At 71.6% G+C, this 20760-nt stretch carries 17 protein-coding genes, 2 tRNA genes and 1 riboswitch; of the genes, 8 read left to right on the top strand and 11 right to left on the bottom strand.

Annotation, left to right across the window (positions count from 1 at the left end):
* Window positions 1-132: 132 nt before the first annotated feature.
* Entirely contained in the window at window positions 133-2232 is a 2100-nt protein-coding gene (locus ACIOHP_RS03915) for an asparagine synthase-related protein (protein WP_401883168.1), read from the bottom strand.
* A gap of 683 nt (window positions 2233-2915) precedes the next feature.
* On the opposite strand from ACIOHP_RS03915, the gene ACIOHP_RS03920 reads away from it, so the two are divergent.
* The 4 genes from ACIOHP_RS03920 to ACIOHP_RS03935 all read left to right on the top strand — a co-directional run bounded on the left by ACIOHP_RS03920 (window position 2916) and on the right by ACIOHP_RS03935 (window position 8124).
* Window positions 2916-4340, top strand: a complete 1425-nt coding sequence (locus tag ACIOHP_RS03920) for an MFS transporter (protein WP_266890456.1) — start codon at window positions 2916-2918, stop codon at window positions 4338-4340.
* Window positions 4341-4416: 76 nt separating this feature from the next.
* Complete coding sequence (gene lhgO, locus ACIOHP_RS03925; RefSeq protein ID WP_401884109.1) at window positions 4417-5637, top strand: L-2-hydroxyglutarate oxidase; 1221 nt, start codon at window positions 4417-4419, stop codon at window positions 5635-5637.
* A 251-nt stretch (window positions 5638-5888) separates the two neighbouring features.
* Window positions 5889-6701 (top strand): tRNA (guanosine(46)-N7)-methyltransferase TrmB, encoded by an 813-nt coding sequence (gene trmB / locus ACIOHP_RS03930; RefSeq protein ID WP_401883172.1) that lies wholly within the window; start codon window positions 5889-5891, stop codon window positions 6699-6701.
* Between the two features lie 112 nt (window positions 6702-6813).
* Complete coding sequence (locus ACIOHP_RS03935) at window positions 6814-8124, top strand: PrsW family intramembrane metalloprotease (protein WP_361559583.1); 1311 nt, start codon at window positions 6814-6816, stop codon at window positions 8122-8124.
* A gap of 184 nt (window positions 8125-8308) precedes the next feature.
* Here the strand turns inward: ACIOHP_RS03935 and ACIOHP_RS03940 are convergent, their stop codons facing one another.
* From ACIOHP_RS03940 to ACIOHP_RS03965, 6 genes are all read right to left on the bottom strand, one after another.
* Complete coding sequence (locus ACIOHP_RS03940; RefSeq protein ID WP_401883175.1) at window positions 8309-9253, bottom strand: aldo/keto reductase; 945 nt, start codon at window positions 9251-9253, stop codon at window positions 8309-8311.
* A gap of 157 nt (window positions 9254-9410) precedes the next feature.
* Window positions 9411-10466 (bottom strand): M23 family metallopeptidase, encoded by a 1056-nt coding sequence (locus ACIOHP_RS03945; protein ID WP_401883177.1) that lies wholly within the window; start codon window positions 10464-10466, stop codon window positions 9411-9413.
* Between the two features lie 11 nt (window positions 10467-10477).
* Window positions 10478-10635, bottom strand: a riboswitch (cyclic di-AMP (ydaO/yuaA leader).
* Window positions 10636-10879: 244 nt separating this feature from the next.
* The gene (locus ACIOHP_RS03950) at window positions 10880-12070 is read right to left on the bottom strand and encodes a PP2C family protein-serine/threonine phosphatase (RefSeq protein ID WP_401883180.1); all 1191 of its coding nucleotides are present in this window, start codon (window positions 12068-12070) and stop codon (window positions 10880-10882) included.
* A gap of 3 nt (window positions 12071-12073) precedes the next feature.
* Window positions 12074-12147, bottom strand: a tRNA-Met gene (locus ACIOHP_RS03955).
* Window positions 12148-12223: 76 nt separating this feature from the next.
* Window positions 12224-13447 carry an alginate lyase family protein gene (locus ACIOHP_RS03960; RefSeq protein WP_401883183.1) on the bottom strand — a complete coding sequence of 408 codons (1224 nt, stop codon included), beginning with the start codon at window positions 13445-13447 and terminating at the stop codon, window positions 12224-12226.
* Between the two features lie 112 nt (window positions 13448-13559).
* Window positions 13560-14675 (bottom strand): dihydrofolate reductase family protein, encoded by a 1116-nt coding sequence (locus ACIOHP_RS03965; protein WP_401883186.1) that lies wholly within the window; start codon window positions 14673-14675, stop codon window positions 13560-13562.
* 69 nt (window positions 14676-14744) lie between these two features.
* Here ACIOHP_RS03965 and ACIOHP_RS03970 point away from each other — a divergent pair, with 69 nt between their 5' ends.
* The 3 genes from ACIOHP_RS03970 (at window position 14745) to ACIOHP_RS03980 (ending at window position 16238) form a co-directional block, all read left to right on the top strand.
* Window positions 14745-15257 (top strand): MarR family winged helix-turn-helix transcriptional regulator, encoded by a 513-nt coding sequence (locus ACIOHP_RS03970; protein WP_401883189.1) that lies wholly within the window; start codon window positions 14745-14747, stop codon window positions 15255-15257.
* Between the two features lie 107 nt (window positions 15258-15364).
* Window positions 15365-16006, top strand: a complete 642-nt coding sequence (gene ribA / locus ACIOHP_RS03975) for a GTP cyclohydrolase II (protein WP_401883192.1) — start codon at window positions 15365-15367, stop codon at window positions 16004-16006.
* A gap of 76 nt (window positions 16007-16082) precedes the next feature.
* Entirely contained in the window at window positions 16083-16238 is a 156-nt protein-coding gene (locus ACIOHP_RS03980; RefSeq protein ID WP_401883195.1) for a hypothetical protein, read from the top strand.
* Between the two features lie 26 nt (window positions 16239-16264).
* Here ACIOHP_RS03980 and ACIOHP_RS03985 read toward each other — a convergent pair whose 3' ends face one another.
* Window positions 16265-16918, bottom strand: a complete 654-nt coding sequence (locus ACIOHP_RS03985) for a response regulator (protein WP_401883198.1) — start codon at window positions 16916-16918, stop codon at window positions 16265-16267.
* Window positions 16906-18060: a histidine kinase gene (locus ACIOHP_RS03990; RefSeq protein WP_401883201.1), complete on the bottom strand. Its 1155-nt coding sequence runs from the start codon at window positions 18058-18060 to the stop codon at window positions 16906-16908. The genes ACIOHP_RS03985 and ACIOHP_RS03990 overlap by 13 nt, the downstream gene beginning before the upstream one ends.
* Window positions 18061-18267: 207 nt before the next feature.
* Between ACIOHP_RS03990 and ACIOHP_RS03995 the strand changes: the two genes are divergently transcribed.
* Window positions 18268-18894 carry a restriction endonuclease gene (locus ACIOHP_RS03995; protein WP_401883203.1) on the top strand — a complete coding sequence of 209 codons (627 nt, stop codon included), beginning with the start codon at window positions 18268-18270 and terminating at the stop codon, window positions 18892-18894.
* Between the two features lie 67 nt (window positions 18895-18961).
* On the opposite strand, the gene ACIOHP_RS04000 is transcribed toward ACIOHP_RS03995, so the two are convergent.
* Both ACIOHP_RS04000 and ACIOHP_RS04005 read right to left on the bottom strand, forming a co-directional pair.
* Window positions 18962-19034 (bottom strand) — tRNA-Lys (locus ACIOHP_RS04000).
* A 109-nt stretch (window positions 19035-19143) separates the two neighbouring features.
* Window positions 19144-20697 carry an amino acid permease gene (locus ACIOHP_RS04005; protein ID WP_401883206.1) on the bottom strand — a complete coding sequence of 518 codons (1554 nt, stop codon included), beginning with the start codon at window positions 20695-20697 and terminating at the stop codon, window positions 19144-19146.
* Window positions 20698-20760: the final 63 nt, after the last annotated feature.

Genomic DNA, 20760 nt, shown 5'->3' on the forward strand with positions numbered 1-20760 from the left:
CTTGTCGTCGAACGCCGGACGGGCTGAAAAACACGGGCCCGCATCGTGGGGCGAAGTCCCAGCGGGTGGGCGGGGGCTCGGGACAGTGCGCCCTCGGCCTCGGACGCCGGACCGGCATCGAGCCGCTCGCTCCTACCCCCTCCGTGCCGTCGCCCCCGCCCCCAGTGCTCCCCGCTGAGGTGTGATCCCCGCCGGTACCGCGCGGGCGCGTGCCGGGGTTCCTGTCCAGCAGGTTCCGCGGCGGGCCAGGAGGCGGCGGAGCCACAGTTCCAGGGAGACCAGGTCGGCGAGGCCGTCCAGGGGGAGGGGTTCGCCCTCCGCCGCCGCGCGGAGTGCCTTGCGGACGACCCTCGCCTCCACCAGGCCCGCCTCGGCGAGCAGGGGTGTGCCGAACAGGGACATCAGGGAGTCCGCCGCCACGCGAAGGCCGGTGCGGGCCGCCACCGCCGCCGAGGCGTGGGACGGTGCGCCCCAGCCGGGCGGGAGGTCGGTGATGCCCGCGCCCTGGAGGACCGTGCGCAGGATCGCGGCCCGCGCGCCCGGTTGGACCCGCAACGCCTCCGGAAGGGCTCGACAGGCCCGGACGACCTGGTTGTCGAGGAACGGGGCGTGCAGGCGCTGGAAGCGGATCTCGGCGGCCTGCTCCAGGATGCGCACATCGGCGGCGGTCCTCGCCAGGGCCGCACGCGCGCGGTAGTCGCCGGGTCGCTGGCCCGGGCCGACCCCGGAGCGGCTCGTCGCACCCTGGAGGCGAACCGATACTTCAGCCAGCGCCTCCCCCGTCAGCCAGCGCGCCGCGGGGCCGGGTCTGGCCCAGGAGAGGGCGGCCAGTGACGCCCCCACGGCACCCCCCGGTTCGTCGAAGCGGCGGTCCATCAGCCGGTCGGCGAGGACCTCCAGGCCCGTCCGGTACGGCGTACGGGCGAGGCGGCGTGCCGCTCCGTACACGCGCGCGGGGACCATCACCGAGCCGTCCGCCTTCGCCAGCGCCGCCACCGGGCGGACCAGATGGCGTCGCTTGCGGTCCATCAGGAGGTCGGCCAGGCGGGCCGGGTGTGCGTCCAGGACCTGGCGGGCGCCGTATCCCGTGAAGTGGTCCGCGCTGCCCGACGCCAGACGCGCGCGGTGGCGGGCCGCCGTCACCAGGGAGGAGGCCGGCTCGTCCGTCAGGGGGCCCTCCAGGTCGGCGTACGGCAGTGTCTCCTCGCCGCCGGCCACCACCACGTGGTGCAGCCGCGGGTTGGCAGCCAGCGAGCCCGCCCGCTCCACCTCGGCCTCCCGCCCGCGCACCGCCAGGTCGTTGAAGGTGACCGCCAGCAGTCGCTCGCCCGCACCCGTGCCGTGGCCCAGCACCGTCCCCGGCATGCCCGGCAGGCCGGCGGCCAGCAGCGCCAGCGTTCCCGACGCCGGCCCGCCCGACAGGTCCGCCCCGATTCCCGGGACCGGCATCCCGCGCGCGGCACGGCGTTCGGCGGGCCCCATCCCCGGGACCGGGCCCGGGTCTATGTCGGCGCCGGGCACGTGCCGAGGCGCCGACAGACGCGCGCGTACCGCCTCCACCAGCGCGTCCCGCACCGCGTCCACCGCGCTGTCCGGGTCGGCGGAGGGTGCCGCCACCGCGAGGGAGGCGACCGCCTCGTACCCCGCGATCTCGCGCGCCCCGTTGCGCAGGATCAGCGCGTGCCCCGGCGGAATGCGCCGTACGCCGTCGTACGGAGTGGAGTCGTGCAGCGCGGCCGGGACGTCGGGGGCCGCCAGGAGGGCCGCCAGATGTCCGAAGTCGAGGTTGGCCTCGATGAGGTCGGCCAGCGGGAGGGCCGCCGTCGCGTAGGCGGTGCCGCCGGCCCAGGGGGTGTAGAACACCGGGCGGGCGCCCGCGAGATCGCCGCTGACGGTGATCCGGCGACCCACCTGGACAACGGCCGTGTAACTGCCGGACCAGGCCGTCAGATGCCGAAGGGCGCCTCCGCGCGCGGCGAAGAGACCGACCCGCAGTTGTTCGTCCGTCGCTCCGCAGGTACCGAGGACGGCGATGCGATTCTGCGCGTCGGCCTTCACCACCCGCACCTCGTCGGGGCGCCAGTCCCCCACCGCCCACAGCGGATCAGGGTCGCCCCACAGCAATTGGGAACCCACCGGATGCACGGTCTCGCCGTCGCCTCCGGTCGCCCCCGCGGAGCCGATCACGGCTGCTCCCGCTGCGGTGCTGCTCCACCCCACCAACCACCGCATGGACGCCTCCACAGGCTGTGGACAACCAGTGCACCGTACGAACCGGTTCCCCATGCTGCCATGAAGGAGGCGCACCGGAGAGGCGGCGGAGCCGCTTGGGCTCCGTCGAATGCGCCCCCGTACACCTGCCCAGGAAGAAGCGAACGCCCGTACAGGTCAAGGCGAGTGCGGCGCGAATGCGCCCCCGATACGCTCCCCCAAGACGCCCTTCGCGCCGTCAATTTCCATGGTAGGAGCGGTAATTGCCCTGGAGATGCGGGGTCTATTTTCAGCCAACTTGGCGGAGCGGAGACAGGCTCGCGCACGCTCCGTACAGGCTCTGCGCACCGCATCGGTAACGCGCAGTCCGGGGAACGGAGTTCGCCCCCCGGACCGTTCCGCCACCCGCGGGGATGGAGGTGGCGGAATCCCCCAGCCCACTGGATCCAGTACAGCGGGCCGACCCACGCACGATCCATGGAACCGCTCCCCCGATGGCCGGAGAAGAGCGCACGCACGGGCGCACGGCCACACAACGGGGGCACGCCGCGACGGTGCGTAGGGAGCCCGTACGTGCGTACGGACCACAATCCCGCCATCCGGAACAATGCCTCTTAACGCATGGGATGCGGCGAACTACGCTGGGTTTACGAATGCCGCGTGGTTATGCCAGCGCGGCAGCCGTCTGTGTCGAGGGGTGGCTCATGTCCAGGGAGCAACGCGGGCCGAACGAAAAACTCGGCGCCGTTCTCGCCCTCGCGGGAATCAGCAACGCAGGGCTCGCGCGACGCGTCAACGATCTTGGCTCTCAACGCGGGTTGACTCTTCGCTACGACAAGACCTCGGTGGCGCGCTGGGTGTCCAAGGGCATGGTGCCGCAGGGCGCCGCGCCGCACCTCATCGCCGCCGCGATCGGCCAGAAGCTCGGCCGCCCGGTGCCGCTCCACGAGATCGGTCTGGCGGACGCGGATCCCGCACCCGAGGTGGGCCTCGCCTTCCCCAGGGACGTCGGACAGGCCGTCCGCTCGGCGACGGAGCTGTACCGGCTCGACCTCGCCGGCCGCCGTTCGGGCGCCGGTGGCATCTGGCAGTCGCTGGCCGGATCGTTCGCAGTAAGCGCATACGCAACGCCCGCCTCACGGTGGCTGATAACCCCGGCCGACAGTTCGGTCGCGCGCGAGATGAACTCCGCGGAGGCATCCGGCGCACCGCTCAAAGTCGGCCACAGCGATGTGCAGAAGCTGCGGGAGGCCGCCGAGGACGCCAGGCGCTGGGACTCCAAGTACGGAGGCGGCGACTGGCGTTCGTCCATGGTGCCGGAGTGCTTACGGGTGGAGGCGGCACCGCTGCTGCTCGGCTCGTACTCCGACGAGGTGGGCCGGGCGCTGTTCGGCGCCTCCGCGGAACTGACCCGTCTCGCGGGCTGGATGGCCTTCGACACCGGTCAGCAGGAGGCCGCGCAGAGGTACTACATCCAGGCGCTGCGACTGGCCCGCGCGGCGGCCGACGTACCCCTCGGCGGGTATGTGCTGGCGTCGATGTCCCTGCAGGCGACCTACCGCGGGTTCGGCGACGAGGGCGTGGACCTCGCGCAGGCCGCCCTGGAGCGGAACCGGGGGCTGGCGACCGCCCGCACCATGAGCTTCTTCCGGCTCGTCGAGGCACGTGCACACGCGCGTGCGGGTGACGCGCAGGCGGCGGGGGCGGCGCTGAAGGCGGCGGAGGGGTGGCTGGAGCGGTCCCGGGACGGGGACCAGGACCCGTCGTGGCTGGGCTTCTACTCCTACGACCGGTTCGCCGCGGACGCCGCGGAGTGCTACCGCGATCTGAAGGCGCCTCGCCAGGTGCGGCGGTTCACCGAACAGGCCCTGTCGAAGCCGACGGAGGAGTTCGTCCGGTCGCACGGGCTGCGGCTGGTCGTCTCGGCGGTCGCGGAACTGGAGTCGGGCAATCTCGACGCGGCGTGCGAGCAGGGGGTGCGGGCGGTGGAGGTCGCGGGGCGTATCTCGTCGGCCCGCACCACCGAGTACGTCAAGGATCTGCTGCATCGGCTCGAGCCGTACGGTGACGAGCCGCGTGTGGTGGAGCTGCGGGAGCGCGCACGGCCTCTGCTGATGGCTCCGGCCTAGGAGTGGGTCCGGGTCCGCCGGCATCCCCGCGTTTGAAGGCACTGTCAGTGGCGCAGTGCACTATCGGAAGCGGGAGGTGGTGCAGGTGCGGGCGGAGGTCGCTTACGACTGTGACGTGCTCGTCATCGGGGGCGGGATCGTCGGGTTGTCGACCGCGTATGCGATCACTCGGTCCGCGCCGGGGACGCGTGTGATCGTGCTGGAGAAGGAGCAGGGGCCGGCCCGGCACCAGACCGGGCGGAACAGCGGGGTCATCCACAGCGGGATCTACTACCGGCCGGGATCGCTGAAGGCGCGGTACGCCGTCAAGGGCGCGGCCGAGATGGTGAAGTTCTGCGCGGAGTACGGGATCGCGCACGCCGTCACCGGCAAGCTGATCGTCGCGACCGAGCAGGCGGAGCTGCCCCGGTTGCACGCGCTGGTCCAGCGAGGCCGGGAGAACGGGATTCCGGTGCGCGAGCTGGGGCCCGCGCAGATCATGGAGTACGAGCCCGAGGTGCGCGGCCTGGCGGCCATACACGTCGGGACGACCGGGATCTGCGACTTCGTGGGGGTCGCCCGGCAGCTGGCGGAGGCCTCGGGGGCGGACATCCGGTACGGCGCCCGGGTCGTCCGCGTCGACCGGCGGCCGGAGCTCGGAGTGGCCGTGCGGACGGCCGACGGGGACATCGTGCGGGCGCGGGTGCTGGTGAACTGTGCCGGGCTGCACTGCGACGAGGTGGCGCGGCTGACCGGGGACGAGCCCGGGATGCGGATCGTGCCGTTCCGGGGTGAGTACTTCACGCTGGCGCGCCCCGAGCTGGTGAACGGGCTGGTGTACCCGGTGCCCGACCCGGCGTTCCCGTTCCTCGGCGTGCATCTCACACGCGGGATCGACGGCGGCGTCCACATCGGGCCCAACGCGGTGCCGGCGCTGGCCCGGGAGGGGTACGGGTGGGGGGTCGTACGGCCTCGGGAGCTGGTGGCGACGCTGGCCTGGCCAGGATCGTGGCGGATAGCGCGGCGGCACTGGCGGTACGGGGCGGGTGAGCTGCGGCGGTCGGTGTCCAGGGCGGCGTTCGCGGATGCGGTGCGCAGGCTGCTGCCGGCGGTCGAGGACGGGGATCTGGTGCCGTCTGCCGCGGGGGTGCGGGCGCAGGCGGTGCTGCGGGACGGGACGTTGGTCGACGACTTCCTGATCAAGGAGGGGCCGCGGACCGTGCATGTGCTGAACGCGCCGTCTCCGGCCGCGACCGCCTCGCTGCCGATCGGGCGGGAGGTGGCGAGGAGGGCGCTGGCTGCGCTGGGGGCGGTATGACGGTGCGGGGTGGTTGCGGTCCGGGGGGTCTCGCCCCCGGGTCCAGGGGTTCTCGCCCCCGCCGCCCCTACCCGTCCCGTCCCCAGGGGCTCCGCCCCTTCGACCCCGCCGGGGCTCCGCCCCGGACCCCGATCGGCCCTTAAGGGGCCTCGTCCTCAAACGCCGGACGGGCTGAAATGGCTGGGCCGGCATCCAGAGGCACAGCCGCCCCGGGGATGTGCTCGCCCCGGCCCCGTAAAATCGACCTCACTGTGTCTGACTCCCGCAACGCTCCCGACGCGTCCCAGTCCGCCCACACCCCCGGCGTGCCCGTCCGGCACACCCGGGCCAAGGGCGAGCCCCGCTTTCCCGACGGGCCCAAGGCCGATCCGGCCGGGTCGCACTTCGAGCGGCGGATCCGGAGTTTTCAGCCGCGGCGGAGTCGGGTGACGGCGGGGCAGGCCGACGCGTTGCAGCGGCTGTGGCCCAAGTGGGGTCTGGACATCGACGGGCAGCAGGTCTTCGACCTGGCCGAGCTGTTCGGGAACGACAACCCCGTCGTGCTCGAGATCGGGTTCGGGATGGGCGAGGCCACCGTGCGGATGGCGGCCTCCGACCCCGGCACCAACATCCTCGCCGTCGACGTACACACCCCCGGTCAGGGCAACCTGCTCAACCTCGCCGACCAGAACGGCCTCTCCAACGTCCGCGTGGGCAACGGCGACGCGATCATCCTGCTGCGCGAGATGCTGGCCCCGGACTCGTTGGAAGGGCTGCGCGTCTACTTCCCCGACCCCTGGCCCAAGAAGCGGCACCACAAGCGGCGGCTGATCCAGCCGGAGTTCCTCAGCCTCGCCGCGACCCGGCTGAAGCCGGGGGCCGTGGTGCACTGTGCCACCGACTGGGAGCCGTACGCCGAACAGATGCTCGAGGTGCTCACGGCGCACCCGGACTTCGAGAACACACAGGCCGACGGCGGTTTTGCGCCGCGTCCGGACTACCGGCCGCTGACCCGTTTCGAGGGCCAGGGACTGGACAAGGGACATGTCGTGAACGACCTGTTGTTCCGCCGCGTACAGCGGTAAGGACAGCAGTAAGGGCGGGAGCAGGAACCGCACGACGATCAACCCCCCACCGGCGCCCGAGACCACCTCGCCCACCTGCGGGCGGCGCCCCTGACTCGTTAGGGTCGATGCCGTGGCCACCTTTCCCCCGTACCCGACGCATCCCACCGGTCCCCCCGGCGGCGGTGCGCTCCGGCACGCGCACTGGTGGCAGCGCAAGTGGGTGCGCTACGGCGCGCTCATCACCCTGCTCGCGCTCTCCGGGCTCGTCATCCTCGCCCTGGTGCGCGAACAGACCGGCACCGAGGGCTTCCTGGTCGGGCTCGGCCTCGCGATCCTGCCCGTGCCGCTGCTGATAGCCGCCTTCCGCTGGCTGGACCGGGTCGAGCCGGGCCCCTGGCGCAATCTGCTGTTCGCGTTCTCCTGGGGCGCCTGCGCGGCGGCGCTGATAGCCATCGTCGCCAACAGCTTCGCGACCAGATGGATAGCGACGGCGACCGCGGATCCGTCCAGCGCCGACACCCTCGGCGCGACCGTGATAGCGCCCGTCGTCGAGGAGACCGCCAAGGCCGCGGCCGTCCTGCTCGTCTTCCTCTTCCGCAGACGGGACTTCACCGGCATCGTCGACGGTGTGGTGATAGCCGGGGTCACCGCCACCGGCTTCGCCTTCACCGAGAACATCCTCTACCTCGGCACCGCCTTCGGCACCGACCAGCTCACCGGCGACAGCGGCATCGCCTCCGTCACCGCGGCCACGTTCTTCGTCCGCGTCATCATGTCGCCGTTCGCGCACCCGCTGTTCACGGTCCTCACCGGCATCGGCTTCGGCATCGCGGCACTGTCGGCGGACCGCCATCACGTACGGCGCGTGCTGCTGCCGCTCTCCGGCCTGCTGCTCGCGATGGGCATGCACGCCGTCTGGAACGGCTCGTCGACCTTCGGCGAGTACGGCTTCTTCGCCGTGTACGCGGCCTTCATGGTCCCCGCGTTCGGCCTGCTGACCTGGCTCGTCATCTGGACCCGGCAGCGCGAACTGCGCACCGTGCGCGAGGAACTGCCCGCCTACGCCGTCGCCGGCTGGCTCACCCCCGCCGAACCCTTCGCCCTCGGCTCGATGCGGGCCCGCCGGATCGCCCGCCAGTACGCCCGCGCCCACGCCGGGAAGCGGGCGGCGCGGGCGGTGGCGCAGTACGAGGCGTACGCGACGTCTCTGGCGTTCCTCCGTCACCGGGGGCGCCGCGGCCGGGCCGGCGCCGACTTCGTCGTACGGGAGCGGGAGCTGCTGCACGAGCTGTGGGTACGGCGGGAGGCGGCGCGCCCGGCCCTGGACCACGCGGCCCGGATGACGGCACCGCCGACCCCGGTCGTGATCCCGCCGACGCACTGGCCCGTGCACGGATACCCGGCGGTGCAGCACCCCGGCTACAACCCGTACCGGACCTGAGAACCGCAGCACACCACCGAGCCGCACCGCCAACCCACACCGACGCCCCGCCCCGCCCCGCCGACGGCACTGCGACACACCCCACGAGCGCCCCGCCGGACCACACCGACGCCCCGCCCGCCCCGCCGACAGAACCGCGACACGCCCCCGCGAGCCGCCCTGCCGGACCACCGGACCGCGAAGACTAGGCCGACGCCTCCGTCAGCCGCGTCACCTCGTCCTCCGTCAGCCGCACCTCCGCCACTTTCACCAGCGCCGGCAGCTGCTCCACCGTCCGTGCGGACGCGATGGGCGCCGCCACCGTCGGCCGGGACGCCAGCCACGCCAGGGCCACCGTCGCCACCGGCACGCGGTGGGCCTCGGCGATGTCGTCGAGGGCGGCGAGGACCTTGCGGCCGCGCTCCGTCTCCAGATGCTTGCCGGCACCGGCGGCGCGGGCGCCCTCCACCACCTCGCCCTCGCGGTACTTGCCGGTGAGGAACCCGGAGGCCAGCGCGTAGTACGGGACGGCGGCCAGTCCGGTCCGTGCGGCCAGGTCCTGGAGCTCGCCCTCGTACGTCTCGCGCGAGACCAGGTTGTAGTGCGGCTGGAGCGCCACGTACCGGGCCAGTCCCTCGCGCTCGGAGAAGGCGAGGGACGCCTCCAGGCGCTCGGCGGAGATGTTGGACGCGGCGATGTGCCGCACCTTGCCCGCCTTCACCAGCTCGTCGAGCGCGCCGATGATCTCCTCGACCGGCACTTCCACCTTGTCGAAGTGTGTGTAGTAGAGGTCGATGTGGTCGGTGCCGAGACGGCGCAGGGAGGCGTCCGCCGCCGCCTTGATGTTCGCGGCCGTCAGGCCCGGGAAGTCGGGGTGCTGGCTGACCTTCGTGGCGATCACGACGTCGTCGCGGTTGCCGCGCGCCTTGACCCACTTGCCGATGATGGTCTCGGACTCACCGCCGACGTTGCCGTCGATCCACGCGGAGTACGAGTCCGCCGTGTCGACGAAGTTGCCGCCCGCGGCCGCGTAGGCGTCGAGTACGGCGAAGGACTGTGTCTCGTCGGCGGTCCAGCCGAAGACGTTGCCGCCGAGGGAGAGCGGGAAGACCTCGAGGTCGGACGTGCCCAGCTTGCGAAGAGAAGTCATGTACGGGGTCAACGCCGGTGCGAAGACCGCTCTTCCGGAACGGCCGCAAAGTTCCCGTAAACAAGCGGAGGCTGACATTCCGTGCCCGGTGACGCAAAAACCGGCGGCCGTGACGTCGGGGGGTGTGCGTCAGGGCCGCCGGTGGATCAGGAGAACCTCAGGGGGTGAGCCCCTTGCTCCGCAGCCACGCCATCGGGTCGATCCCGGTGGACGCACCGCCCGCGTGGACCTCGAGGTGCAGATGCGCGCCCGTGACGTTGCCGGTCGCTCCCACGCGCCCGATCACATCACCGGTGTTGACCTTCTGGCCCACGCTGACACTGATCGACGACTGGTGGGCGAACCACAGCTCGGTGCCGTCGTCGAGGGTGAGGACGGTCTTGTAGCCGTACGACCCGTCCCAGCCGGCCTGCGTGATGGTGCCGCTGTGGATCGCCTTGATGAGCGTGCCCGTGGGAGCGGCGAAGTCGAGGCCCGTGTGGTACCCGGAGGACCACAGGGAGCCGGCCTGCCCGAAGGTCGAGGTGATCGTGTACGAGGAGGTCGGCAGCGTGTACTGCTTCGCCAGCTCGGCGAGCCGCTTGGCCTCGGCGGCCTTCTCGGCTTCCGCCTCCGCCTTCTTCTTCGCCTCGGCTGCGTCGTCCGCGGCCTTCTTCAGCGCGGCGGCCTCGGCCTTGGCGGCCTCGTCGGCGAGGGCGCTCTGCGTGGCGAGCTGCGTCTTGTTCTCGACCTGCGTCTGCTGGCTCTCGGCCTGCGCCATGATCCGGTTGCGCAGCGTCTCGCCGGCGCCGGAGTCGGAGACGCTGATCTGGGTCTTGTCCGTGACAGCCGTGGCGGCGGCCGTGGGGGCCGCGGCGAGGTCGCTGAGCGCGGTGGCCGAGCCCTGCGGTGCCTCCTCCTCGCCGGACACGAACGGAAGGTCGGGCATCGAGATGGAGACCGGCGGCTTGCCGGTGTTGGCGCTGGCCATGCCGGCCCCGCCGACGGCGGCTATGACACCGACGCCCAGGACGGTGGAGCTGCGGGCGAATCCCCCGCTGCGCTGCTTGGCGACCCGATGCTTGCCACGTGCCGGTCGGATGGACTCCTCGGTGGGATTCCATTCCTCCCGCGGACCCTCGTCGTGGTGGTAGCTGCCGTAGCCGAAGACATCGGTGGTGCTGCGCTGGCTCGGCACGTACGGGGCCTCGGGGGCAGGCCGGTTTGACGCCACGTGGGCGTGCTCCTTTCCTTCCTTCTCGCCTACCGGGTTAGCTGACGGGTTCGGAGCAGGAAGGTCTCCTACGCGCGTATACCGGCCGTGAGTTCACGGTGGCATCCGCGCGATTCACCCCAGGGTGGTGGTTCCCCGGCTCCCTTGCGGGATTAAGCGCGTGAGCACGGAGCCGTCTCTTGTGACGGCTGGGACGACCGCGCTGCGTTATCGAACGTTAATAGACCCGGACCATGGATTCCAAGCTGTTCCGCTTGATCATTAACCTTTTTCCCCTGGACGTACGGGTCCATGAGCGGTGAAAAACGGGCGAGTTGACCGCGCTCCGGTAAACTCACAGGTATTGACTGTATGTCAGTTGTTATGCGGAGGGCACTCACCCGGTCACCCCACGTGATAAAGCTCCCCAAGGGTCACGGCCGTCGTACGGCGAGCAGCGCCATGTCGTCCGTCATGCCGCCCCCCGTGTGCCGGCGCACCTCCACGGCGAGCGCGGACAGCAGCGCCCCGGGGACCCGGAATGCGCGTCCCGCGAGCCGCGCCGCCGGATCGTAGAACTCCCCGTACCGGTCCCGCGCCTCGGACAGCCCGTCGGTGTACAGCAGCAGCGTGGCCCCGCCCGGGAAAACCGCCTCCTCCGCACGGTCGGGCCAGCTCCCCAACTCGCCCATGCCCAGCGGCAACGCGGGCTCGACGGCGGGCAGCGCCCGCACGGTGCCGTCGGGACACAGCAGCAACGGCGGCGGATGGCCGCGGTTGAGGACCCGTACGACCCCGTCGCCGTGCGGCAGTTCGGCGAGTACGACGGTGGTGAACCCCTCGATGGCGTCGAGCCCCTCGCGCCGCGTGCCCTCGCGCGCCAGCGCCCGCTCCAGCCGCCGCGCGACCGCCTCCAGCGTCGGCTCCTGCTCGGCGGCCTCCCGGAACGCCCCGATGACGACGGCGACCGCGGCGACCGCCCCCATGCCCTTCCCCCGCACGTCCCCCACCACCAGCCGCACCCCGTACGGACTGTCCTGCACCGCGTAGAGGTCCCCGCCGATGAAGGCGTCCTTCTGCGCCGCCTCGTACCGCACCGCGATGTCGAACCCGCCGATCCGGTCGTCGGGCTCGGGCAGCACCGCCCGCTGGGCGGCCTCGGCGATCTGGCGCTGGGAGGCGAGCCGCTGGTCGCCGCGGAGCACGACCCGGTTGAGGACGGCGGCCAGCACGGCGACCACCGCCACGGTGAGCGCCTCGGTGAGGTTGTCGGCGTCCAGCCGGAAACCGAACCGCATATGGACGGCGAAGGCGGCGATCAGGGCCACCGCGCCGGTGGCGACGATGCCGAGCAGCGGATAGAGGGGCGCGGCGACCAGGGGGGCGGCGGTGAAGAAGGGGATCGCGGTGAAGTCCCGGGGGGTCAGGACGTCGTAGAGGACGCCACCGACGATCAGCAGGGCGGGCAGCGCCCGTAAGAGGGCGGAGACACGCCGTCCCGCCACCGCCTCCTGATCCACATGCCCAGGTTTCCCGGACCGGGCACGGGCGGCGAGCCGTGTGGCCCGACCGGGGGAAACACTCAGGGCCGGAGTCCAGCGAACTGGACTCCGGCCCTGAGCCATGAGTAGCGGGGACAGGATTTGAACCTGCGACCTCTGGGTTATGAGCCCAGCGAGCTACCGAGCTGCTCCACCCCGCGTCGGTGAAACCAGCATACGCCATCCGCGGGACGCTCAGCACCACAGTTAAGTCGCGCCGCCGCTGACCTGCGTTTTTCAGCTGCCGGGGTTGCCCGTGTGGGTCAGGGTCTCCCAGGACACGAACAGATTGTCGGTACCGGCGGGCCGGGTCTCCTCGGCGAGCTTGTGGGCGGCCGGGACGGAGACGTCGAGGCGGTTCTCCAGATGGTTGAGGGCGACCTCCAGGTCGGGGCCCATGTTCCGGTCCACCTTCCCGCCGCACAGCCACGCGGGCGCGGGCTCGCCGGCCTGGTACCGGGCGTGGAAGGCGAGCGCCGACTTCAGCCGGTCCTTGACCTCGCCGTACAGGTCGACGCCCTGGTGCCAGGCGGTCTCGGCGATGTGGGCGGTGGCGGCGATGGAGTAGCCGACGTGCTTGAAGTTGCGGCAGGTCTCCTGGGAGACGCCGTCCTTGTACGTCTTCTGCCCGAACCAGTACGTCGTCAGCCTCGTCGGCGTGTTCACCCCCGACCCGGCCGGGGTGAGCGGCACCCGCCCGTCCTCCTCCAGGTAGAAGTAGGCAGGGACGCGTTCCCGGAAGCGCTGGAGCGCGTGGTCGAAGGTCTTGTGGTCGTCGAGGAAGACGGCCATGCCGATGGCCGCGTCGGTCATGACGAGGTCCCAGTTGCCGTTGTAGTCGGGGACCTTGCGGGTGACGGCGGGCAGATACGCGGTCCGCAGCATGTCCTGGAACCGCGCGACCCGGTCCTGCGGCCACCCCGCGCCCGCGCTGTGCCGCACGATCTCCGCGGCCCGCGCCCAGGTCGCCCCGGCCCACCCGGTCTGGAGCCCGGCGTCCTCCTCGGTGTGCTTCCGCATCCTCGCCGACCAGGCGTCCATGATCTCCCGGGCCTTGACGGCATGCCGCTGCTTGCCGGTGACGCGGAAGAGGAGCGCCTGCGTATAGGCGGCGATCGCGTCCTCGCGCTCCTCGACGCACCCGTGCGCGGGCCGGTCGGCGTGCTCCCCACCGGGACAGTCCACGCTCGCGTACGGCTCGGCCCGGTACTTGTACGCCCCGTACTTGCTGTCCCTCATGTCGAAGTACGCCTTCAGCCACGGCTGCTTCCCCGCGGTGACCTTCTCCCGTACGGCGTCCAGCTGGGCCTCGCTCACCAGCACACCGGGGTGTGTGAACGCCGCGTCGGGGGGCAGCGCACGGGCCATGGTGCGGGTACCGGCGTCGGTGGTCCCACAGGCGGTGGCGAGAAGGGGGGCGAGCAGAAGCGCGACGGCGGCACGGAATCGGGCTGACCTCATGGTGGCAGCGTCACCCTGCGGGGAGCGGCGCGCAGGAAATGTTGGGCTGATCGGTCAGTCACCCGGCGTCCGAGCGGGTCTCGCCCTCCCTCGCCGGACGGCCGGGTGACGCTCACTCCAGCAGGGGAAGATTCGGCCTCCTGGCCTGCTCCTCGAACTCCGGCAGCACCACGACGGACACGCCGGCCGCCGCCAGGAGCCCGCTCCCGTCGGCTCCTTCCACGAAGGTGTCGGGTTCCCGCCAGGCCGTCACCACCCGTCGCACCCCGGCGTTCAGGATCAGCCGGGCACAGGGTGCCGGGCGCGAGGCTCGCCGCGCGCACGGTTCCAGGCTGGAGTACACCGTCGCCGAGGCCAGCCTCGGATCCCCCGCGTCGATCTTCGCCAGCGCCGCCTCCTCCGCGTGGACCACGGAGTCGCCCCCCTCCCTGGAGTGCCCGCGCGCGAGTTCCGTACCGTCGGCGGCGACCACCACCGCGCCCACGCTGAACGCGGTCCGGGACGGCGGGCACAGGGCGGCCAGTTCACAGGCGAGGCGGAGCCAGTGGCGGTCGGCGGCGGGGACGCCGGGTGCGGTGGGCTCGTAGCGCATGAGGACGACGTCCTCGATCTGCCGGGACTCGACCAGGCGCAGGCGTCCGCCCTGGTAGGCGCCGGGGCCGAAGAGGCGGGGGGCGGTCGCGTCGCCGACGAAGAGGGGGGCCAGGACCAACTGGAGCTCGTCCGCCAGGCCCTGCTGGAGGAGCTGGGTGTGGATCTTGCCGCCGCCTTCGACCATGAGGCGCCGTACGCCCCGGGCGGACAGGTCCGCGAGGAGGCCGGGCCAGTCCAGGTCGGCGCCCAGGGAGACCACATCGGCCGCCAGACCCGCCGCACGGGCCCGCTCCGCGCCCTTGTCCGTCGTATAGACGACCTTGTCGCCGCCGGTGTGCCAGAACTTCGCGTCGGGGTCCAGGTCGCCCGAGCCGCTGACCGTGACCTTGAGGGGGTACTCCGGCTTGCCCGCCGCCACGCGGGCCGCGCGCCGCTGCGGGGAGTTGACGAGCAGCCGGGGGTTGTCGGCGCGGATCGTGCCGGCGCCGACGAGGATCGCGTCGACCGAGGCTCGGACCTCGTCGACGCGGTCGAAGTCGGCCGGGCTGGAGAGGAGCAGGCGGTCGGGGCCGGTGTCGTCCAGGTAGCCGTCGAGGGAGACGGCCGCGGAGAGGAGGACGTACGGGTGAGACATCGGGTGCGGTCCCTCTCGCTGTGACGGGCGGGGCTTGGTTCAAGTTTGAAACAAACCTACACTGGTGGCATGACGACTCGCTGGCTCACTCCGAAGGAGCAGCGCGCCTGGCGCGCGTACATCGCCGCGTCACACCTTCTGGAGGATGCGATCGACCGGCAGCTCCAGCAGGACGCCGGCATGCCGCATCTCTACTACTCCATCCTGGCCAACCTTTCCGAGGCGCAGGAGCGACGGCTGCGGATGACGGACCTCGCCGAGGGCCTGAAGATCACGCGGCCCCGGCTGACGTATGCCGTGACCCGGCTGGAGAAGGACGGGCTGGTGCGGCGGGAGAGCTGTCACTGGGACAAGCGCGGAAGCATCGCCGTACTGACCGACGAGGGCATGGCGGAGGTGGAGCGGGCGGCGCCGGGACATGTCGAGACGGTCCGCGCCGCCCTCTTCGACCGGCTCACTCCGGAGCAGGTGGAGCAGTTGGAGGAGATCTCCAGGGCGATCTCGGACGGGCTCCAGGAGGACACGGGTGACGAGGTGCCGTGGCGTCGGCGCTCGTCGTCGACGTGCTCCGGGACCGCATGAGCCACCCCACAAACCCGTTGCTTCAAATTTAAAGCATGAGGTAGGGTCTCCCCTCGTAGACCTGCTTCAAATCTGAAGCAGATATGCCTGAGGACCGGAGTACCCGCATGACCGACATCCCCGCCGCAACCCAGCGCTCCCGTGTCCGCGTGCCGCTCCGCTTCGGTGACGGCTACAGCGTCGACTCCGAGCTGGTCACCTTCCACGGGCTGGCTGACGGCCAGGAGCACGTGGCGGTCGTCCTCGGCGACCCGGCCCCCGGCAGCGTCCCGCTGGTGCGGCTGCACTCCGAGTGCCTCACCGGTGACGTCTTCGGCTCCGCCCGCTGCGACTGCGGCCCGCAGCTGCGCGAGGCGGTCGAGCGGATAGCCGAGCGCGGCGGCGTCCTGCTGTACCTGCGCCAGGAGGGTCGCGGCATCGGCCTCTACAACAAGCTCGACGCGTACGCCCTCCAGGACCAGGGCCTGGACACCTATGCCGCCAACACCGCGCTGGGCCTGCCCGAGGACGACCGCGACTACACGGCGGCCGCGCAGATGCTGCGGTCCCTGGGGATCGGCTCGCTGGACCTCCTCTCCAACAACCCGGACAAGGCCGGCCAGTTGCGCGACCTCGGCATCGACGTCCACGACCGGGTGCCGACCGGCGTCTTCACCACCGCCCACAACGTCCGTTACCTGCGTGCGAAGGTCCTCCAGACCCAGCACACGCTGCCCCTGGGCGAGTTGACGGAGCTCAGCGTCGGCTGAGGGTGTAGCCCGCTCCACCCCGGTCCGGGTGAGCACTCCCTCGTGACGGCGAGCGGCCGACGGAATCGTCTTCCGCATGGCGATCCTGGCCCTGCTGGGCCGCAGGGCCTGGTCCATGCCCCGCTGGCTGGACCTCATGCTCCCGGACCTCGACGTCGAGGGCGAGAAGCTGGACCGCGAACTGCCCGCACAGACGGCCGAGCGGACACCGGAGCCCGTGGCGACGCGGTGATGCGGTGACGCGCGATACGGCGAGCGCTATGCCTGAGGTGTGTGTGCCAGGTACGCCAGCACGGCCAGCACCCGGCGGTGGCCGCTGTCGCTCGGCGGGAGGCCCAGCTTCAGGAAGACGTTGCCGATGTGCTTGTGGACGGCGCGTTCGGTGACGACCAGGGTCTTGGCGATGGTCGCGTTGTCGTGGCCCTCCGCCATGAGCGCGAGGGTCTCGCGCTCGCGGGGCGTGAGGGAGTCCAGCGGGGTGTTCCTGCGGCGGGTCAGCAGCTCGGTGACGACCTCGGGGTCCAGGGCCGTACCGCCGCCCGCGACCCGCTCCAGCGCGTCGAGGAACTCGTCGACCCGGCCCACCCGGTCCTTGAGCAGATAGCCGACCCCGCTGGTGCCGCCGCCCAGCAGCTCGGCCGCGTACGACTCCTCGACGTACTGCGAGAGCACCAGCACCGGCTGCCCGGGGAACTCCTCGCGGGCCTCCAGCGCGGCCCGCAGCCCCTCGTCGCGGAAACCGGGCGGCATCCGCACATCCAGGACGGCCACGTCCGGCCGCTGTTCCCGCAGGGCCGGCATGATCTCGGGCCCGGTGCCGACGACGGCCACCACGTCGTGCCCGGCCGAGGTCAGCAACAGGACGAGGCCCTCCCGCAGCAGGGCGTTGTCCTCGGCGATCACCACACGCACGGCAGCTCCACTTCGATCACGGTCGGCCCCCCGACGGGGCTCGACACGTCCACGGTCCCGTCGAGCGCGGCGACCCGGCGCCGCATGCCGAGCAGTCCGGAACCGGAGGACTCGTCGGCACCGCCGCCGCCCTCCACGTCACTGACCCGCACCCGCAGCCCGCGCTTCGTGCGCCCGAGCCTGACGTCGGCCCGGGACGAGCCACTGTATTTGGCGGCGTTGGTGAGGGATTCGGCGACCACGAAGTAGGCGGCGGCCTCGACGGCGGCGGGCGGGCGTACGCCCTCGTCCATCCCGCCGTCGTCGATGGTGACCTGGAGCCCGCTGCCGGCGGCCAGCGCGCGCACGGCGCCCACGAGCCCCCGGTCGGTCAGGATCGGCGGGTGGATGCCGCGCACGACGTGGCGCAGCTCCGTCAGCGCCTGCTCGGCCTGGTCCTGGGCCTCGTCCAGCAGCTTGCGGGCGGTCTGCGGATCACGGTCGTAGGCCCGCTTGGCGAGCCCGATGCGCAGGGACAGAGCGACGAGATTGGCCTGGGCTCCGTCGTGCAGGTCCCGCTCGATACGGCGGAGTTCGGCGCCGTGCGCGGCGATGGCGTCGGCACGGGTGGCGGCCAGCTCCTCGACCCGTCGGGTCAGCCGCGCCTCCGGGGACGGCTTGAGCAGGGCCGTCGACCAGTCGGCCTCCAGGTCCGCGACCTTCGCGATGAGCGGCAGCACGACCGGCTCCCGGCGCAGCAGCCCGCTCCACACACCGTCGACGACGAGCCCGACGGGCCACAGCGGCAGCGCGACGAAGAGCAGGGCGCCGTAGAGGTAGTACGCCACCATCCACCGGAAGTCGGTCAGCGTGCCGGGGTCCCTGACGGCCGTACGGAACCGCTCCCGGACGGTCCCGGTCAGCGGCTGGTACGCCTCGGGGATCCGCACGCCCGTCCAGGAGGCCGTCAGCTGCCGCTTGGCCCCGGCGATCCGCCGTATGAGCAGCACCGTCTCGGGCAGCAGCCAGGCGCCGACCACCACGAGCGTGCCGATGGCGGCGATCAGCAGCACGCAGACGAAGATCCACACACCGAACGCCATCGCGGCGGCCAGCAGGAGGTGGCCGGTGGCCCTCGCGGCCCGCCGCACGGTCTTCCACATGGGGGCAGGCTAGATGACCAGGGTGCCGGGACACGGTGGTGCGGGCTCCACTGCCAGGGTGCAGCCCGCTCCACCCTTTGGGGGCGGCGGGGAGGCGCACGCCCCAGGCGTGAGAGAACACCGGAACGGGCTGTTCACCGGCATAAGGGCCACCCGCCACCCGCCCCGGTGGTAGATCTCTCCACCTGGCACACCTTGGGGGGATCCATGCGCGCGCCCACACGCGACCTCGTCCGGCCGTCCGAACCGATCGGAGTCGCAGGCTGCCTCTACGCGGTCGCCGCCCTCGTCCTGCTCCCGGCGGCGCTCCTCGCCTGGGCCGACGGCAACGGCGCGGGCGCCTTCTTCATCCTCCTGCTCCTCATGGGCGGCGGCCTCGCACTCGGCAAGCGCCGGGCCCGGCAGGCCGCGGAGCTCCATCGCGTCCGCACCCTGCGGTCCGCGGAGGTGGCGCGCTACCACGCCATGAGCTCAAGGGAGTTCGAGCACGCCGTCGCGTTCCTCTGCGAACGCGACGGCTGTCTCGGGGTCCAAGTCGTGGGGGGCGCCGGGGACCTGGGCGCCGACGTCGTCGCCGACGCCCCGGACGGGCGTCGCGTCGTCATCCAGTGCAAGCGCTACGGCCCGACCACCAAGGTGGGCAGCCCGGACCTCCAGCGGTTCGGCGGCACTTGCTACAGCGTCCACGGCGCCCAGGTCGCCGCCGTCGTCACCACGTCCGTGTTCACGAAGCCCGCGGCCCGGTACGCGTCCGGCACCGGGATCCGCCTCTTCGACGAGGCCGCCCTCGCCGCCTGGGCCACCCGCACCGGCCCGCCGCCGTGGGGTCCGTAGCGCCCGGCAGGTCTCCGGGAACGCCGAAACCCCCACCTCAGAACAGTCTGACGCGGGGGCTCCCGGGTAGGCCCTGTGGGACTCGAACCCACAACCAATGGATTAAAAGTCCACTGCTCTGCCAATTGAGCTAAGGGCCCAGGCGATGTTGCCTCCCCGAGCATAGCCGGACGCGGCCGAGTCTCCGATCGGGTATCGGTGACACGGCCGCGCCGGAAGTGACGGGGCGAGGGGAAGTCGACCCAAAGATCACGGATCAACCGGTTCCGGCGCCCCCTTGCGTGCCGCCTCGCGGGCCCGCGTCCGCTCGTGCTCGGGGTTCAGGAACCAGTGCCGGGCCGAGGCCAGCCACCAGGCCGCCGCGAAGCCCAGGACCGCCAGGACGGCGATCGGCGCGTAGTTGAAGGTCTCCCAGGTGACCGGGGAGACCTGCGGCAGCATGAAGAGGACCGTGATCACGCCGACCCACACCACCGACACCACGCCGATGACCCCGGACCAGCGGCCCAGATGCCACGGCCCGCGCTCGAATCCCTCGCCCTTGCGCAGCCGCAGCAGCGTCGGGATGACGTACGCGATGTACAGCCCGATCACCGCCACCGACGTCACCGCCGCGTAGGCCGTGTAGTTGATCAGATACGGCAGCCCCAGGACCAGCGCCCCCGAAGCCGCCAGCCACACGGCCGCGACCGGCGTCCGGGTGCGCGGGCTGACCGTGTGCCAGATGTGCGAGAACGGCAGCGCGCCGTCACGCGAAAAGGCGTAGATCATGCGGCTGTTGGCCGTCACCGAGGCCATCCCGCAGAACAGCTGCGCCCCGATCACGACGAGCAGCAGCAGCTTGCCGGCGGTCGCGCCCAGGGCGTCCAGGAGGATCTGCGCCGGGGGCGCGCCCGTCGAGGAGTTCAGCGCGCCGTCGTAGGACTGGATCGCGAAGGTGAAGCCGAGCAGCAGCACGAAGCCGGCGATCCACGACGTCCAGATCGACTGCACGATCCCCTTCGGGCCGGCCGTCGAGGCGTCGTGCGTCTCCTCGGTCATATGGGCGGAGGCGTCGTAGCCGGTGAAGGTGTACTGGGCCATCAGCAGGCCCAGCGCGACGACGTAGACCCCGCTCCCCCAGCCCGTGTTGTTGACGAACTCCGTGAACACGAAGGACGCGGACTGGTGCTTGTCCGGTACGAAGGTCAGCGCGCCCACGATCACCGCCACGCCCACCACGTGCCACCACACGCTGACGCTGTTGAGGAGGGCGACGATCCGTACGCCGAAGGTGTTCAGCAGACCGTGCAGGACGAGGATGCCCGCGAACAGCAGGATCGTCCGGCCCGGTGTCACCTCGAAGTCGAACTGCAGGTTCAGGTACGCGCCGAGGAAGGACGCGGCGCCGAAGTCGATACCGGCGGTCACCGCGACCTGGCCGAGCACGTTGAACCAGCCCGTGAACCACGCCCAGGCGGCCGCGGTCCGGCTGGGGGCGAGCTTGTGCGCCCAGAAGTACAGGCCCGCCGACGTCGGGTACGCCGAACAGATCTCGGCCATCGACAACCCGACGAACAGCGTCATCAGGCCGACCGCGACCCAGCCCCAGATCATCACCGAGGGGCCGCCGGTGTTCATCCCGAACAGGTACAGCGTCAGACAGCCCGACAGCACCGAGATGATCGTGAAGGAGACCGCGTAGTTGGAGAACGCCGACATGCGGCGGGCCAGGACCTGCGTGTAGCCGAGCTGGGCGAGGCGTTCCTCGTCGGAGAGTCCGGAGACCTTCGACTGCCCACTCGCTATGTCGTCATCTGTCATGCCCCCAGCAATTCCCTTACCAAGGGCGTGACACACGTCACAACTTGGCTAGAACCTTTCGCG

The organism is Streptomyces sp. NPDC087859, assembly GCF_044742595.1.
Lineage (GTDB): Bacteria > Actinomycetota > Actinomycetes > Streptomycetales > Streptomycetaceae > Streptomyces > Streptomyces canus_F.